This window comes from Sphingobium sp. C100, from assembly GCF_000508185.1.
Lineage (GTDB): Bacteria > Pseudomonadota > Alphaproteobacteria > Sphingomonadales > Sphingomonadaceae > Sphingobium.
Map to the genome: position 1 here is coordinate 34,582 of NZ_AYOY01000145.1, position 15,534 is coordinate 50,115.

Here is a 15,534-nt window from a genome sequence, read left to right on the forward strand (position 1 = left end):
CCTCCCGCAAGCGGGGGCGGCAGCGCGGATCAGAGCCGTTCCGCCCGCATCGCGAAGATCGTCTCATGCGGCTGATAGGCGGCCATGGCGTCGATCAACGCCTCGATCCTGTCTTCATACACCAGGATGCCGGCATGTTGCGGACGGATGAATCCCGTCTCCACCATCTGCCGGTTGAACCCGATCAACTGGTCGTAAAAGCCCGCGACATTGAGCAGCCCGACCGGCTTTTCATGATAGCCAAGCTGCGCCCAGCTGATCGCCTCCCACAGCTCGTCCATCGTGCCGACCCCGCCGGGGAGGGTGACGAAGCCATCGGACAGGTCGGTGAAGAGCTGCTTGCGCTGGTGCATGGTCTGGACGACGTGCAAATCGGTGCAGCCGCGATGCGCGACTTCCGCGCCGACCAGCGCTTCGGGAATGACCCCGATCACCTCGCCGCCCGCCTCCAGCGCGGCGTCCGCCACCGCGCCCATGAGGCCAAGGCGCCCGCCACCATAGACGACGCCGATACCGCGCTGGGCCAGGGTGCGGCCGACATGCCGCGCCGCATCCACATAAGTGAGGTCGGCCGGCGTCGCCGACCCGCAATAAACCGCCAGTCTCTTCATTTACGTCCTACCCAGATCATCCAGCATCAGCGCCGCGGTCGCCTTGGCGCTGCCCACCACGCCGGGAATGCCCGCGCCGGGATGGGTGCCCGCCCCTACCAGATAGAGGTTGGGAATGACATCATCGCGATTATGCGCCCGGAACCAGGCGCTCTGGGTCAACAGCGGCTCCAGGCTGAAGGCGCTGCCCAGATGGGCGTTGAGATCATGGCCGAAATCGCGCGGCGTATAATGAAACCGGGTGACGATGCGCGAGCGGATGTCGGGGATCAACCGGTGCTGGATTTCATCCAGGATGCGGTCGGCATAGGCGGCGGCGAACTGGTCCCAGTCGATCGGCAGCTTGCCCATGTGCGGCACCGGGGCGAGCGCGTAGAAGGTCGAATGGCCTTCGGGCGCCATCGACGGATCAGTGACGGTGGGATGATGCAGATAAAGCGAGAAATCCTGCGGCAGCACGCCATGATCGTAAATGTCGGTGAGCAGTCCTTCATAGCGCGGCCCGAACAGAATCATGTGATGCGGGATGCCGGGCCAGCTGCCCTTGATGCCGAAATGCAGCACGAACAGGCTGGGCGACCAGCGCTTCTGCGCCAGCTTGTCCCCCTGCTTCTGCCCGCGGGGATGATGGCCGAGCAGGTCGCGATAGCTGTGCATCAAGTCGGCGTTCGAGGCGATTGCATCCGCCTCCCCGCGCCAGCCCGATGCGGTGTGAACCGCTGTCGCCTTATCACCATAGGTTTCGATCCGGGTGACCGCATCGCCCAGCCGCAAGGTGCCGCCGAGTCGTTCGAAATGGGTCGCCATGCCCTGCACCAGTCGATTGGTGCCGCCTTTCGCGAACCAGACTCCGCCGTCCTTTTCCAGCTTGTGGATGAGGGCATAGATCGCGCTGGTCTTCATCGGATTGCCGCCGACCAGCAATGTGTGGAAGGACAGCGCCTCGCGCAGCTTCTCATTCTTCACATAGGAAGCGACGATCGAATAGACCGACCGCCACGCCTGACGCTTGGCCAGCGCAGGCGCCGCCTTTATCATCGAGGCGAAGTCGAGAAAGGCGACATGGCCGAGCTTGCGATAGCCTTCCTCATAGACGCCGGCGGCATAGTCGCAGAAGCGTTCATAGCCCGCGACATCGCCGGGATCGAGCTTGGCGATCTCCGCGAGCAGCGCCGGTTCATTGTTGGAATAGTCGAAATTGGTGCCGTCGCGCCAGTTGAGCCGGTAGAAGGGTGACACCGGCATCAGGCTGACATCCTGCGCCATGTCATGCCCCGACAGGCGCCATAGCTCGGCCAGGCAATCAGGATCGGTGATGACGGTCGGACCGGCATCGAAGGTGAAGCCGTCCCTTTCCCACATATAGGCGCGCCCGCCGGGGCGATCACGCGCCTCCACCAGCGTGGTATGAATGCCGGCCGATTGCAGGCGGATGGCAAGCGCCAGGCCGCCAAAGCCCGCGCCGATGACGATCGCGTTCCTGTTCATCAGGCGGGCGGGTTCCACAATGTTCGCATGGCGCTCCTTATGGGCACAGGCGGGCGTCCGCACAAGATGCGGATGCGGTCGGCGACGCTTGATCGGCCCGCATAGAAGCGCTGGACCAGCGCCGGGCTCAAGCGATAGAAACGCGCGAAAATGCGCCACCGCTCCGTCGGTGGCGCGGCGCCGAACAGCATTTTGCCCAGCATCCGGTAATAGCCGCCCCGTTGCCAATGCGCTTTGGCATAGGCGCGCGTGGCGACCGGCAGGCTCTCAAGCGGCTGTTGCGTCAGCCAGAGCGCGAATCGCACCGCATCGGGCAGGGAGTAGCCGGTCATCGGCTGGAACAGGCCGGCGCGAATGCCAGCGCGGGCGACCCGATCGCCTGCGGGCCAGTAGCGGTCGAAATCGCCGCCATGGACGACCGGCAACACGCCCTGTTCACGATGGACCCTTTCCGTCCGCCACCCCTTCGCCCAGGCATAGTCGGCGATTCGCGCGTCCAGCCCCGGTCCGTCGAGCGCGGGCGAATTGCTGTAATAGGTGTCCTCGACAAAGATCGTCCGCTCGTCCCAGGGCAGCAGATAGACGAAACGATAGCCATCAAGCTGATCGACGCTCGCATCCATGATGACCGGCCGGTCGATCCCGTGCGGCGCGTCGCAGCGCAGCGCATGACCGACGAATTTCTGCCAGCCGCAATGCAGCGCCGACAGGTCGCCCGGCCCGCGCGCATCGATTACCGCGCCCGCGCGGATGATCTGGCCATCGGCCAGCCGGACATGGTCCGGCGCCGGGGCGGCGACATCAATGCCGGTCATCAGGCGATCGCCCAGCGCCGCCCTTAAATGGACAGCGAAAGCGACAGATGTAACGCTGTTGTAAGGCGTATCGAGATCGCGCCGGAATCCGGGGAACAGCACGGTGTGACCCTGCGCCCAGCGATGCGCGATGAGCGGTTCCACCAGCCAGCGATCCTGCGCGGCGACATCGCCATCGAAGAAGGACCAGATATGATTGCCGCCCGGCTCCGCGTCGCGCTCGATCAGCAGCAGCCGTATTTCCGGCCGCAGCGCGGCGAAGGCGAGCGCGATCAGCCCGCCGGCAAGGCCGCCGCCGATGATCGCCAGGTCGCATTCCGGTTCGCTTGCCATCAGCCCCTGTTAGGGCAGTCGCCTCATGCTATCCACCCCTTGGCGTGCCGATCAATATAGTATAGGGGGTTATCCTATGCATATCATCGAGGACCGGCATAAATTATTGGCGCGCGTGCGCCGGATCGCGGGACAGGTCGCCGCCGTGGAGCGCCAGCTCGCGGGCGACGCGGGCTGTTCGGAAACCTTGCAGCTGGTCGCCTCCGTGCGCGGCGCGGTCGGCAGCCTTATGGAAGAGCTGATCGACCAGCATATGCGGGAACATGTGGCGCGGCCGGGCCTGTCCGACGAGACGCGCGCCGCCGCCGCCGAGGAAATGCTGGCGCTCATTCGCCGCTACGGGAAATGACGATGCACGACGATCACCATCCTCACGCTCATGACCATGGGCACGATCATGCGCATGAACAAGGCCATGACACCCTCGCCGCCGTTCCGGGCGATGCCGAGGAAAGCCATTATTTCGACCATATCTATCTGAGCGCCGGGCACGACAAGAATGCCAAGCGGACCTTGTGGGTCGTATGGTTGACTGCGGTAACGATGCTGGTCGAAATCGCCTTTGGCTGGCTGACCGGCTCCATGGCGCTTCTGGCCGACGGTTTTCACATGGCGACCCATGCCGGTGCGCTCGCCGTCGCGGCGGCCGCTTATGGCTATGCCCGGCGCCATGCGCGCAATCCGCGCTTCACCTTCGGCACCGGCAAGGTCGGCGACCTGTCCGGCTTCGCCTCCGCCCTGTTGCTGGGCGTCACAGCCCTGTTCATCGCAGTCGAATCGGTGCTGCGCTTCTTCCAGCCGATCGAGGTCGCTTTTGGCGAGGCGACGCTGGTGGCGGTGGTCGGGCTGGTCGTCAACATTGTCAGCGCCTTCCTGCTGGGCCACGACCATAGCCATGATCACGGGCATGGCGACCATGAGCACGGGCACGGCCAGGGTCACGCCGACAATAATCTGCGCGCCGCCTATGTGCATGTGCTGACCGACGCACTGACGTCGGTGCTGGCGATCGCGGCGTTGCTGGCGGGACGCTATCTGGGTTGGGCGTGGCTCGACCCTGCGGTCGGGCTGCTGGGCGCAGTGGTGATCGCGCGCTGGGCCTGGGGCCTGATGAAGGACACCGCCGCCATCCTGCTCGACACCGCCGAACCGGCGCTGATGGCGCGGGTGCGACTGGAGGCGGAGGCGGAAGGCGCGACCATCCGCGACCTGCATGTCTGGCGCATCGGACCGCACGCCCATGCCGCGATCATCAGCCTGGCCGCCGGCGGCGATGGCAACGCGGTGCGACGGCGGGTGCGCGCCCTGCCCCGGATGGAACATGTCACGGTGGAGTGCGCCTGACGGGGGGCGGTGCCCGACGCCCTTCGGGCGCTATTTGTCCTGGCAGTTGGCGAGCATTAGAGTCGGATGACTTAAAATTGATCCAGCCCCGGGTAAAGTCACCCCGCTCTAGCGAACGCTCCGGTCCAGAAATAAATCTTCTCTAACAGCCGTTTACTTAGCCCCGCCTTGGTGCGGTTGAGCCAGAAACCAGTAGCAAAGGCCTGTCAGGGCACCGAGGGCTGACCACAGGGCGAACACGAACAAGGCGTTCACGAAAGATGCCGGATGCTTCGTTGTTGCCCAAACCAGATATAGAGCTGAGGGGACGCTCGTCATAAGCAATCCGCCTGCTCCGAATTGCATTACAGAGCTGCGGCCGGTTCGTAGAAGATAAGCCCGGATTGCCACCCCAAAGAAAATCTGGCTTCCATACAATAATAGTAAATAGAAGATCGCCAACGACAATGGACGAGGGAAGCCGCCGCTTGCCCAAGATACCGTAGCACCACCTATAGCAGCCGGCACTGGAGCCAGAAAAAATCCAAGCAGTTTCACTAGCCCCGCCCCATTTGTAGGGAGAGTCTGGCAGCTTCCATCCCGAATTTCCAGCTAAAAGGCGCCGATTGAGCCGCAAGCGACCAGTTGTGGCCCTGAAAATCGGCCCTGCTCCCCAGGCGTGGGGAGGGGCCATGCGTTGCATCGTGGAGCGGCGATGAGGTGAGGTCAGCGCATTTTCCCCTCCACCGCCTGCGGCGGTCCCCCTCCCCAAGCAAGCTTGGGGAGGGTCAAAGACTGTCTTGCCTCCGCCTAAATCACGCCTCAGTCGCGCTTATTGCGGTTTGAGCGCGTCCATGATCTGGCGCACCGGGCCGATGTCGTAGCCGGCCGCCGCTGCCTGCGCCGCCAGCACGTCACCATCATCACCCGCCCGCGCGCGGGTCAATGCCCAGAGCAAAGTGCTGCGCGTGCCCGAGCGGCAATAGGCAAGCAGCTTGCCATCACCCATCTGGCTGAGCGCCTGCGCCATGCCGTCGAGCTGCCAGGGCGCAAAGCCGCCATGCGCCACCGGCACGGCGAGATAGTCGATCCCCGCCTTGAGCGCCGCCGCTTCGATCTGCGCCCCGTTGACCTGGCCCGGCTCCTCGTCATCGGGGCGATTATTGACGATCATCGTCACGCCCTGCGCCCTGGCTTCTTCCACCTGATCAACGCTGATCTGAGGGGACACGAGGATGCGGTCGGTGAGCTTGCGGAACATGAGGCTTCTCCTTTTGCGCAAGCCATGCGCTCCGGCATCGCGGGATTCAAGAGTTTGCTGCTACAGAAACGGGCGGATGGCGCTGAGGAAGGCATCGCCATAGGCATCGAGCTTCTTCTGGCCGATGCCGCTGATATGGCTCATCTCGCGGATGCTGGACGGACGCTGCTCGGCCATTTCGCGCAGGGTCGAATCGTGGAAGATGACATAGGGTGGCACCCCCTGTTCCTGCGCCAGTTCACGGCGGCAGGCGCGCAGGGCGTCGAACAGCGGATCGCCGACCGGATTGGCGTCAGCGCCGTTGCGGCCGCTGCGTTTGCGCCGTTCACGCTTGGGCGGCATCAGGATGCGCACTTCTTCCTCGCCGCGCAGGATCGGCCGGGCATTGGGGCCGAGCATCAGCCCGCCATGTTCGGTCGTTTCCAACGCGTCGCGGACCAGCAGCGCGCGCTGAACCGGGCGCAGCAGCGCCGTTTCCTCCCCGCTGACGATACCGTGGACGGAAATGCGGTCATGCCCCCGCTCGCGCACCTTGTCGTTGGACGCGGCGGTGAGCACCGCCTCAATATGTCCCGCGCCGAAGCTCTGGCCGGTGCGATAGACGGCGGAGAGATATTTGCGCGCGGTTTCGGTCGCATCGACGCTGGCGGGCGGCGACAGGCAATTGTCGCAATTGCCGCAGGTCGGCGGCGGATTCTCGCCGAAATGGCGCAGCAATATGGCGCGGCGACAAGTCGCGGTTTCAACCAGAGCGCCCAGCGCCGCAATGCGCGCGCGCTCGCCCTGCTGGCGCGCGGCCTCCAGTTCGGCGATGCGCATCCGGGCGCGGGCGAAATCCTCCGCCCCCCAGAAAAGGTGCGCGACCGCCGGTTCGCCGTCGCGGCCAGCACGGCCCGATTCCTGATAATAGCCCTCGATCGATTTGGGCAGCCCGGCATGGGCGACGAAGCGCACGTCGGGCTTGTCGATACCCATGCCGAAGGCGACGGTGGCGACCATCACCATATCCTCGCTGCCGATGAAGGCGGCCTGGTTGGCGGCGCGCTGGGCCGGGTCCATGCCGGCATGATAAGCGCGCGTCGGCCGGCCGGCCCGGCCCAACGCCTCGGCCAGCTTTTCGGTCGCGGCGCGGGTGGGCGCATAGACGATGCCGGGGCCGGTCTCACTCGCCAGCAAATCGGCAAGCTGGCGCGTCAGCCCGTCGCGCGGATGGACGGCGTAACGAATATTGGGCCGGTCGAAGCCCGAGATAATCAGCCCATCCTCGGGAATACCGAGCTGGACGAGAATATCCTTGCGCGTGTGCGCGTCCGCCGTCGCGGTCAGCGCGAGGCGCGGAACATCGGGAAATTCGTCCAGCAACGGGCGCAGCAGGCGATAATCGGGGCGGAAGTCGTGCCCCCATTCGGACACGCAATGGGCTTCGTCGATGGCGAAGAGCGCAAGCTTCGCGCTGCGCAACAGGGTGCGGAACCCCTCCCCGCTCGCCCGCTCCGGCGCGACATAGAGGAGGTCGAGGTCGCCGTTGCGGAGGCGATCCTGCGTTTCGCGCCAGTCATTGTCGACGCTGGTCAGACTGGCGGCGCGGATGCCCACCGCCTGCGCCGCGCGCAACTGATCGTGCATCAGCGCGATCAGCGGCGACACCACGACGCAGCACCCGTCGAGCGCCACGGAGGGCAACTGGTAACAGAGCGACTTGCCCGCCCCGGTCGGCATGATCGCCAGCGTCGGCCGGCCCGCCATGACCCGGGCGACGACCTCATCCTGCACGCCGCGAAATGCGGTGAAGCCGAATATGTCGTGAAGAAGCGTGGGGATGTCGCGCGCCATGGGCATGGCCTTAGCGACTGGCGCGCACGGGGGCCAGTGCTGCGTCGCGCTTCATTCCGTCGGGTCGAGCAGGCAGCCCCAGCCCGGCCGGAACCGGCCGGTCCGGCGGGCGAGTAGTGGCACGCTGGCCTCCACCGCACGCTCTTCCGGCCGGTCGGTCAGCCGCACCAGCGCCATGCCGGGTTCCTTGTCTTCGGCGCAACTGCCCATCGTCCGCCCCTCGACATAGCGACAGGAACAACCGATGCGCGCGCCATAGGCCGCCCCCAGACGCGCCCGCGCGCTAAGGCTCGCCCAGTTCCAGGCGAGCACGCCCGCCAGGATCAGGATCAGCAATCCTGCGCCGATCCACCATTTCCGCCGAACCGCCATGGTCCTTTTCCTTGCCTGCGTGTAAGGGCGCCGGCTTATGCAGATCGAAAGTCGAATCGTAAAGCGTCTTGGGTGGGGCGCGGGCATTGCCGCGCTCGTGGTTGCAGGAAGCTTCGCCGGCCGTGCCGCGCAGCAGGCGCCCGCGCCACTCTATGCGGTCGCCAGTGACGCGGTGGTCGGGGAAAGCGCGTTGCGCGCCGCGATCGACCCGCTGTTCGACGAGGATCAGATGGGCCAGACCCGCGCGCTGCTGGTCATGCGCGACGGCAAGGTGATCGCCGAACGCTATGCGCCCGGTTTCGGCCCGGACACGAAATTATTGTCCTGGTCCATGGCCAAGAGCGTGACGGCGGTGCTGGTCGGCCTGATGGTCGCGGACGGGCGGCTGGCGCTGGACGCGCCGGTGCCGGTGCCGGCGTGGAGCCAGCCGGGCGACCCGCGCGGCCAGATCACGCTGCGCCAGTTGCTGACGATGAGTTCGGGCGTCGACCATGTCGAGGATGGAGAGCCGATCACGGAGGGCGACACGGTGCGGATGCTGTTCCTGGGCGGCGCGCAGGACATGGCGGCCTATGCCGAGGCCAAACCGCTGGCCCATGCGCCGGGCGAAACATTCGCCTATTCGACCGGCGGCACGATGATCCTGTCCGACCTGATGACGCGGATGCTGACCAACAGCGACGATCCCGCGGTGCGGCGGCGGGCGATGCAGATGTTCATCGACGGGCGGCTGAAGGCGCCGGGCAACCTGCCTAGCCTGACGCCCGAATATGATGCCAACGGCACGATGATCGGCGGCAGCATCCTGCATATGACCGCGCGCGATTATGGGCGGTTCGGCGACCTGCTGCGGCGGCGCGGCCGGACGCCCAAGGGGCACCAGATATTGCCGGAAAAATGGATCGACCTGATGACCACGCCGTCGCGGCGCAATCCGGCCTATGGCCTGCATCTGTGGCTGAACCGGGCCAGCAGCGAAAGTGCGCTGGTGCCGGGGCAGGCGCCCGAAAGCCTGTTCGGCTGCGTCGGGCATAATGGGCAATATATTCTGATTTCGCCGTCGCAGCGATTGACGGTGGTGCGGATCGGCATGTCGCCAAAGAAGGAGCAGCGCCGCGCGGTGCGCGCGGCGCTGGCCGGGCTGGTCGGGCTGTTCCCCGGTTAGAGCAGGAAGCGTCCCTCGATCACCGTGCGGCAGGCGCCGGTCAGGATCACCCGGTCGCCGTCCAGCGTGCAGCCGAGCCGCCCGCCCCGCGCCGAAGCCTGAACGGCGCTGATCTCCCTCTTGCCCAGCCGTTCCGCCCAAAAGGGGGTGAGCAGGCAATGGGCCGAGCCGGTCACCGGGTCTTCATCCACGCCGCCGCCCGGCACAAAGACGCGACTGACGATGTCGCTGTCTTCGCCGGGCGCGGTGGCGATCAGCATTATATCGCCCTGCGCCTTCAGGGCCGCGAAATCGGGGGCAAGCGCCCGCACGGCGGCGGCGTCGGGGAAGAGGAAGAGGCTGTACCCCCCGTCGCGCCAATGCGATTCCAGCGGCTGGCCGCCAAGGCCGGCGACAAGGTCGGGCAGCGCGCGCGGCGCCATCGTCCAGGCGGGGAGCGAGAGGGCATAGCGCTCGCCCTGACGCAACAGGGTCAATATGCCGGCATGGCGGGTGCGGAACCGGACGGCGCTCCCGGCGATCAGCACATGCCCGCTCGCCAGCGTCGCATGGCCGCACAGCTTGACCTCGACCGTGGGCGTGAACCAGCGCAGCGCGTAGTCGGCCTCCGCATCATCGGGCGTCGCCACTGTGAAGGCGGTTTCGGAGAGATTATTCTCCGCCGCGATCGCCTGAAGCGTCGCATCGTCGAGCCAGGCATCGAGCGGCATCACCGCCGCCGGATTTCCGGTGAAGGGCGCGTCGGCGAAGGCATCGACCTGGGTGAAAGGCAGGCTGGTCATGGGGCGGATACTCCTGATGTCCCGCGGAAATGCCCCAGCGCACGCAACACGAACAGGGCCGCCGGCATTCGATTGGCCGCTCAGCCCAGCAGCGCCAGCACCACGCAGACGGTCAGCCCGACGATGATGTTGAGCGGCACACCGATGCGGACGAAATCGGCGAAGCGATAATCACCCGCCGCATAGACCAATGCGTTGGTCTGATAACCGATGGGCGTCGCGAAACAGGCCGATGCGCCGATCATCAGCGCAATCACCAGCGGGCGGGCGTCGACATTCAGCTGATGCGCCAGCGCGATCACGATCGGCGTCATCAGGGCGGCGACGGCGTTGTTGCTGAGCAGTTCGGACAGGATCAGCGCCGCGAAATAGATGATGAAGACCAAAGCCCAGGGCGGCGCGACCTGCATCAATGGGGTGATCCAGCCGACCATCATCGTGACGCTGCCCGCCTGCTCCAGCGCGACGCCGACCGCCAGCATCGCGAAGATCAGGACAAGCACGTCACCGTCGATCGCCCCCCATGCCTCTTCCGCGTCGATGCAGCGCGTGGCCAATATCACCCCTACCGCGATGATCGCCGCCAGCCCGATGCCGACGATATTGAAGGCCGACAGCGCGATGACCATCGCCATCGCCAGGATCGCGATCCAGGCCTTGTTGCGGCGGAAAGCGCGGGTGCGGCTGATGTCGACGCCCATCAGGTTAGGATTGTCGCGCAGCGAGCGCATCGCATCGTCGCTGCCCGCGATCAGCAGCCGGTCCGCGCCCCGGATACGCGCTTCGGCCAGATTGGGACCGGGCAGGTGCCGCGCCCGGTTGATGCCGATGATGCGCACGCGCAAGGCGTGGAGAAAGGGAATGTCGGCCAGTCGGTCGCCAATCGAGGGGTGGCTGGGCGCCACCATCGCCTCGATCACCGTGCCTTCACGCCCGGATGTTTCCGAATCGGCGGCGATGCCCAGTTCGAAATGGCTCGATTCGCGCAATGTCATGATCGCGGTGCCGTCGGCCCGGACGATCAGCCGGTCGCCTGCGTGCAATTCCTCCTGCGACAGGTCGCCGCGCTTGATGTCGCCGGCGCGTTTGAGCCCGAGCAGCGCCGCCGACCGACCGAATATGGTGAGCGAACCGATTTCGCGCCCGATATATTCGCTGTCATGCGGCACCACCAGTTCGGTCAGATAATCCTGCGCATTGCCGCCATCCTGACCGGAAATGGCCGGCGGGTCGCTGGGCAGCAGAAAGGACAGGCCAACCAGCGCCAGCAATCCCGCGACGGTGCCCGCCACGCCATAGGGGGCGATGTCGAAAATGCCGAACGGCACCATGCCCTGATCCGCCGCAATGCCCGCGACGATCAGATTGGTCGACGTTCCGATCAGCGTGATGCAGCCACCCAACACCGCGACGATGCTGAGCGGCATCATCAGCTTCTTGAGCGGCACGCCCGTCACTTGCGACAATTTGAAGATGATCGGGATCAGCACGACGACGACCGGCGTGTTGTTGAGGAAGGCCGAGGCCACCGTCGCGCCCAGCATGACCTCCACGATCGCCAGGCGCGGATGTTTTTCCGCCCGCTTCATCACGAAGTCCGCGGCACGATTGATGGTCCCGGTGCGGATCAGCGCGCCCGCCAGGACGAACATCGCCCCGATGGTCAGCGGCGCGCTGTTGGAGAATACGGAAAAAAGCCCCTTTTCGTCCAACAGGCCGAGTGCCGCATAGGCGCAGGCCCCCAGGACCGATACGACCGTCGGGGAGTAGCGTTCGCGGACGAACTCCACAAACATGAGGGCCAGAATGATGAGGCCGATTTCCGCGCGATAAATACCCAAAAGCGCGGTCATGAAATGCATCTGGCGGTGGCCCCCTGGAACGCTAGAATCCGCGCTTTAGCCCCCCTGAACGAAATGGGCCAGCCATGGTTGCATGGCTGGCCCGTGTCGCGGCGTTCAGGGGACGTTTTGACCGTCAATCCTCGCAAAGCGTGGTGACGCTCCCCAGGCTTACGCGCTGCCGCACGCCCTCCCGCGGGCGTTGAATGTCATCCTATCGTAATAAGAGCGAGTCGTCTCGCATGAATTGCGGTTTCGGCGCGGGATTGGCGCGGTTCGGCGTGTCAGCCCTCCGCGCGATTCTTCGTCGCGGCTCTATCCGGGCTGCTCGCCGCATTGCGCGCGGTGGAGCAGTTTCTGGTCGGCGAGGACGAGCGCCATCATCGCTTCCACCACCGGCACGCCGCGAATACCGACGCAGGGGTCGTGGCGCCCCTTGGTGATGATGTCCGACGCTTCGCCGTCGCGGGTCACGGTCTCGACCGGTGTCAGGATGGAACTGGTCGGCTTGAACGCAATGCGGATCTTGACCGGCTGGCCGGTGGAGATGCCTCCGGCGATGCCGCCGGCGTGATTGGCCAAGAAAACGGGGCCATCACTGCCCGGCCGCATCGGGTCGGCATTCTGTTCGCCGCGCAGGCGCGCTGCGGCGAAACCATCGCCGATCTCCACGCCCTTGACCGCATTGATGCTCATCATCGCCGCGGCCAGTTCGCTGTCCAGCTTGGCATAGAGCGGCGCGCCCCAGCCCGCCGGCACGCCGCTGGCGACGCATTCGACCACCGCGCCGAGCGAGGAACCATCCTTGCGCGCGCCATCGACCAGCGCTTCCCAGCGCGCGGCCGCTTCAGCATCCGGGCAGAAAAAGAGATTGCGGCCAATCTCCTCCGCATCGAAATTGCGCATGTCGATGGCGTCGCCGCCGATTTCGCTGACATAGGCGAAGATGTCGACTTCGGGGATGACGAGCCGCGCCACCGCGCCCGCCGCCACACGGCTGGCGGTTTCGCGCGCGGAGGAGCGCCCACCGCCCCGATAGTCGCGAAAGCCATATTTGGCGTCATAGGCATAGTCGGCATGGCCGGGGCGATAGGCCTTGGCGACTTCCGAATAATCCTTCGAGCGTTGGTCGGTATTCTCGATCATCAGGCTGATCGGCGTGCCGGTGGTCCTGCCTTCGAACACGCCCGACAGGATGTGGACCGCATCCGGCTCGCGGCGCTGGGTGGTGAATTTGGAGGTGCCGGGCTTGCGCAGATCGAGCCAGGGCTGGATGTCGCCTTCCGAAAGCGCCAGCCCCGGCGGACAGCCGTCAACCACCGCGCCAATGGCCGGACCGTGGCTTTCGCCCCAAGTGGTGAAGCGAAAGAGACGACCGAATATGTTGAAGCTCATCTTGTTCCCGATCCGGTCGCGTTCGTGCCTTCAGCCCTTGTCGAGGGCGATGTCCGGCGCGTCTTCGGCCTTCATGCCGATGACATTATAGCCCGCGTCCACATGATGAATCTCGCCGGTCACGCCCGACGCCAGATCCGACAGCAGATAGAGGCCCGCGCCGCCGACATCCTCGATCGTCACGTTGCGGCGCAGCGGCGAGTTCAGTTCGTTCCATTTGAGGATATAACGGAAATCGCCGATGCCGCTGGCGGCCAGCGTTTTGATCGGGCCGGCGGAGATGGCGTTGACGCGGATATTTTCCGGGCCAAGGTCCATCGCCAGATATTTGACGCTGGTTTCCAGCGCCGCCTTGGCCACGCCCATGACGTTATAATGGGGAATGACCTTTTCCGCGCCATAATAGCTCAAGGTCAGGATGCTGCCGCCATCGGGCATCAGGGCGCGCGCGCGCCGGGTGACGGCGACGAAGCTGTAGGCCGAGACGTTCATGGTCAGCAGGAAATTGTCGAGGCTGGTGTCGACGTAAAGCCCCCGCAATTCATTCTTGTCGGAAAAGCCGATCGCATGGACGACGAAGTCGAGCCTGCCCCAGCGCGCTTCGATTTCGGCAAAGGCCGCATCCAGCTTGTCCATGTCCGTGACGTCGCAGTCGATCAGGAAATCCGATCCAACCTGTTCGGCCAACGGACGCACCCGCTTCGCCAGAGCATCGCCCTGATAGGAAAAGGCCAGCTCCGCGCCCTGCACGTGCAATGCCTTGGCGATGCCCCAAGCCAGCGACTTGTCGTTCGCCAGCCCCATGATGAGGCCGCGCTTCCCTGTCATCAAGCCTGTCATTCCGTCGTTCCGTTCCCTTTGCCCTGCGCGGGCGCTTCGGCTTCCTCTTCAGGGAACTCCGCCAGCGCCGCGTTCAATTCCGCGCCAATTACCACGCCAAGCCCGACGAGGAAGAAAAAAATGAGCGTGATCATCACGCCGGCCAGACTGCCATAGGTCCGGCCATAGCCGCCCAGCAGCGACAAGGTGGGCGGCAGCAGCATGGTCGTGCCATACCACCAGAGCGCCGTCGCCGCAGCCCCCGGCCATTTGGGAAAGCAAGGATCCTTGTAGGCGGTCGGCGTCAGGGCGACGTAAAGCGACCAGAGCGCCACGCATAATATCCCCATCGGCACCAGACGGGCGGACGCGACGAGCGAGATCGCCCCGTCCGCCCAGGGCAGTATCCGGTGCAGAAACTGGTCGATGCCGGTAATGGCCACCTGGAGCGAAAAGGCGAACATCACCGCAAATACGCTGACCAAGGTGATGCCGATGGCGCCCAGCCGATAGCGCCAGAAGGGTTTCGTGCCGGTCGTCCCATAGGCCCGGCGCAATATGTCGCGGATCGTTTCGATCAGGCTGCCCACCGTCCACAGGCCGACCAGGCCACCCAGCCAGAGGAGCGGGCCGGTGCGGGCGGTCAGCACATCGTTGATCGGCTGACGCACAGCGTCTGCGACGCCGCGCGGCACGGTGTAGAGAAAGGCATTGACCGCCGCGATCCCGTCCTGCGTCCGGCCGAAGATGCTCGCCACCGCCGCCGCGACGATGAAGAAGGGAAAGAGCGTCATCAGCGAGAGATAGGCGAGGTTCCCGGCATGGATGAACCCGTCGCTGTAGGTGCCGACCAGGACTCGCTTCGCCACCTCGAAAATATGCGATCCGGGGCGGACGCGATTGATATGCCGATGGAAATGCGCCCGCGCCTGATCCGCCACCATGCGGCGTGCTTCGGGCGAATAGGGGGACGGCATCGGCATGACGTGCCTAACGCATCACACGCCCAGATGGGCGCGCACGTCCCTTTGGTCCTGCCAGCCCTCCACCAACGCCTGGATCGCCGGATCCTGCGCCGGAATGTCGATCTGCAAGGTGACAAGCTGGTCGCCGCGATGCCCATCCTTTCCAACGAAGCCCTTGCCCCGCAGGCGCAGCGTCTTGCCGGACGTCGCCCCGGCGGGCACGCCCAGCATCACCGGACCATCGACCGTCGGCACCTTGACCTTGCCGCCCTTCACCGCTTCGTCCAGCGTGATGGGCAGGTCCAGCAACACATTGTCGCCATCGCGCTGGAAGAAGGGATGCGGCCGCACCTCGATCGTGACGATCGCATCGCCCGCGCCACCCGGCCCCGGCTGTCCCTTGCCCGAAAGGCGCATCTGCGTGCCCGTCTCGACCCCGGCGGGAAGCTTCAGATCGATGCCCTTGCCATCCTGAAGGGTGATGCGCTGCGGCGCCAGAGTGGCGGCGTCGGTGAATTGCACCGCCAGCCG

At 65.3% G+C, this 15,534-nt stretch carries 15 protein-coding genes; 3 read left to right on the forward strand and 12 right to left on the reverse strand.

Annotated features, from left to right (window positions below):
- Window positions 1-29: 29 nt before the first annotated feature.
- The 3 genes from C100_RS36410 to crtY are packed head-to-tail and all read right to left on the reverse strand — an operon-like array spanning window position 30 to window position 3,247.
- Entirely contained in the window at window positions 30-611 is a 582-nt protein-coding gene (locus tag C100_RS36410; protein ID WP_024019998.1) for a TIGR00730 family Rossman fold protein, read from the reverse strand.
- On the reverse strand, window positions 612-2,099 hold the full coding sequence (locus tag C100_RS36415) for a phytoene desaturase (protein ID WP_031309487.1): 1,488 nt from the start codon (window positions 2,097-2,099) through the stop codon (window positions 612-614).
- Window positions 2,099-3,247 (reverse strand): lycopene beta-cyclase CrtY, encoded by a 1,149-nt coding sequence (gene crtY, locus C100_RS36420; protein ID WP_024020000.1) that lies wholly within the window; start codon window positions 3,245-3,247, stop codon window positions 2,099-2,101. The genes C100_RS36415 and crtY overlap by 1 nt, the downstream gene beginning before the upstream one ends.
- Before the next feature lie 76 nt (window positions 3,248-3,323).
- Between crtY and C100_RS36425 the strand changes: the two genes are divergently transcribed.
- Entirely contained in the window at window positions 3,324-3,596 is a 273-nt protein-coding gene (locus C100_RS36425; protein WP_024020001.1) for a metal/formaldehyde-sensitive transcriptional repressor, read from the forward strand.
- Window positions 3,593-4,591 carry a CDF family Co(II)/Ni(II) efflux transporter DmeF gene (dmeF, locus tag C100_RS0124695; RefSeq protein ID WP_031309488.1) on the forward strand — a complete coding sequence of 333 codons (999 nt, stop codon included), beginning with the start codon at window positions 3,593-3,595 and terminating at the stop codon, window positions 4,589-4,591. Before C100_RS36425 ends, dmeF begins: the two co-directional genes overlap by 4 nt.
- Window positions 4,592-5,402: 811 nt before the next feature.
- Here dmeF and C100_RS36430 read toward each other — a convergent pair.
- The 3 genes from C100_RS36430 to C100_RS36440 are packed head-to-tail and all read right to left on the reverse strand — an operon-like array spanning window position 5,403 to window position 8,036.
- A complete protein-coding gene (locus C100_RS36430; RefSeq protein WP_024020005.1) occupies window positions 5,403-5,831 on the reverse strand; it encodes a TIGR01244 family sulfur transferase in 429 nt (142 codons plus the stop codon).
- Between the two features lie 60 nt (window positions 5,832-5,891).
- Window positions 5,892-7,664 (reverse strand): DNA helicase RecQ, encoded by a 1,773-nt coding sequence (gene recQ, locus C100_RS36435; RefSeq protein ID WP_024020006.1) that lies wholly within the window; start codon window positions 7,662-7,664, stop codon window positions 5,892-5,894.
- A 51-nt stretch (window positions 7,665-7,715) separates the two neighbouring features.
- Window positions 7,716-8,036: a hypothetical protein gene (locus tag C100_RS36440; protein WP_024020007.1), complete on the reverse strand. Its 321-nt coding sequence runs from the start codon at window positions 8,034-8,036 to the stop codon at window positions 7,716-7,718.
- A gap of 37 nt (window positions 8,037-8,073) precedes the next feature.
- Between C100_RS36440 and C100_RS36445 the strand changes: the two genes are divergently transcribed.
- Entirely contained in the window at window positions 8,074-9,201 is a 1,128-nt protein-coding gene (locus C100_RS36445; protein ID WP_024020008.1) for a serine hydrolase domain-containing protein, read from the forward strand.
- Here C100_RS36445 and C100_RS36450 read toward each other — a convergent pair.
- The 6 genes from C100_RS36450 to C100_RS36475 all read right to left on the reverse strand — a co-directional run.
- Window positions 9,198-9,983: a PhzF family phenazine biosynthesis protein gene (locus C100_RS36450; protein ID WP_024020009.1), complete on the reverse strand. Its 786-nt coding sequence runs from the start codon at window positions 9,981-9,983 to the stop codon at window positions 9,198-9,200. The genes C100_RS36445 and C100_RS36450 overlap by 4 nt on opposite strands.
- An 80-nt stretch (window positions 9,984-10,063) precedes the next feature.
- On the reverse strand, window positions 10,064-11,845 hold the full coding sequence (locus C100_RS36455) for an SLC13 family permease (RefSeq protein ID WP_024020010.1): 1,782 nt from the start codon (window positions 11,843-11,845) through the stop codon (window positions 10,064-10,066).
- A gap of 294 nt (window positions 11,846-12,139) precedes the next feature.
- Window positions 12,140-13,219 carry a chorismate synthase gene (gene aroC, locus C100_RS36460; protein WP_024020011.1) on the reverse strand — a complete coding sequence of 360 codons (1,080 nt, stop codon included), beginning with the start codon at window positions 13,217-13,219 and terminating at the stop codon, window positions 12,140-12,142.
- A gap of 30 nt (window positions 13,220-13,249) precedes the next feature.
- Window positions 13,250-14,059: an enoyl-ACP reductase FabI gene (fabI, locus tag C100_RS36465; RefSeq protein ID WP_031309489.1), complete on the reverse strand. Its 810-nt coding sequence runs from the start codon at window positions 14,057-14,059 to the stop codon at window positions 13,250-13,252.
- Window positions 14,056-15,021, reverse strand: coding sequence for a YihY/virulence factor BrkB family protein (locus C100_RS36470; RefSeq protein ID WP_024020013.1), 966 nt, complete (start codon window positions 15,019-15,021; stop codon window positions 14,056-14,058). Before C100_RS36470 ends, fabI begins: the two co-directional genes overlap by 4 nt.
- A 15-nt stretch (window positions 15,022-15,036) precedes the next feature.
- Window positions 15,037-15,534 (reverse strand): DnaJ C-terminal domain-containing protein (locus C100_RS36475; protein WP_024020014.1); only part of this gene is annotated, 498 nt, incomplete at its 5' end.

Coding starts and splice junctions, on each gene's coding strand:
- C100_RS36410 (WP_024019998.1), bottom strand. CDS start 611: ATGAAGAGACTGGCGGTTTATTGCGGGTCGGCGACGCCGGCCGACCTC.
- C100_RS36415 (WP_031309487.1), bottom strand. CDS start 2,099: ATGAACAGGAACGCGATCGTCATCGGCGCGGGCTTTGGCGGCCTGGCG.
- crtY (WP_024020000.1), bottom strand. CDS start 3,247: ATGGCAAGCGAACCGGAATGCGACCTGGCGATCATCGGCGGCGGCCTT.
- C100_RS36425 (WP_024020001.1), top strand. CDS start 3,324: ATGCATATCATCGAGGACCGGCATAAATTATTGGCGCGCGTGCGCCGG.
- dmeF (WP_031309488.1), top strand. CDS start 3,593: ATGACGATGCACGACGATCACCATCCTCACGCTCATGACCATGGGCAC.
- C100_RS36430 (WP_024020005.1), bottom strand. CDS start 5,831: ATGTTCCGCAAGCTCACCGACCGCATCCTCGTGTCCCCTCAGATCAGC.
- recQ (WP_024020006.1), bottom strand. CDS start 7,664: ATGGCGCGCGACATCCCCACGCTTCTTCACGACATATTCGGCTTCACC.
- C100_RS36440 (WP_024020007.1), bottom strand. CDS start 8,036: ATGGCGGTTCGGCGGAAATGGTGGATCGGCGCAGGATTGCTGATCCTG.
- C100_RS36445 (WP_024020008.1), top strand. CDS start 8,074: ATGCAGATCGAAAGTCGAATCGTAAAGCGTCTTGGGTGGGGCGCGGGC.
- C100_RS36450 (WP_024020009.1), bottom strand. CDS start 9,983: ATGACCAGCCTGCCTTTCACCCAGGTCGATGCCTTCGCCGACGCGCCC.
- C100_RS36455 (WP_024020010.1), bottom strand. CDS start 11,845: ATGCATTTCATGACCGCGCTTTTGGGTATTTATCGCGCGGAAATCGGC.
- aroC (WP_024020011.1), bottom strand. CDS start 13,219: ATGAGCTTCAACATATTCGGTCGTCTCTTTCGCTTCACCACTTGGGGC.
- fabI (WP_031309489.1), bottom strand. CDS start 14,059: ATGACAGGCTTGATGACAGGGAAGCGCGGCCTCATCATGGGGCTGGCG.
- C100_RS36470 (WP_024020013.1), bottom strand. CDS start 15,021: ATGCCGATGCCGTCCCCCTATTCGCCCGAAGCACGCCGCATGGTGGCG.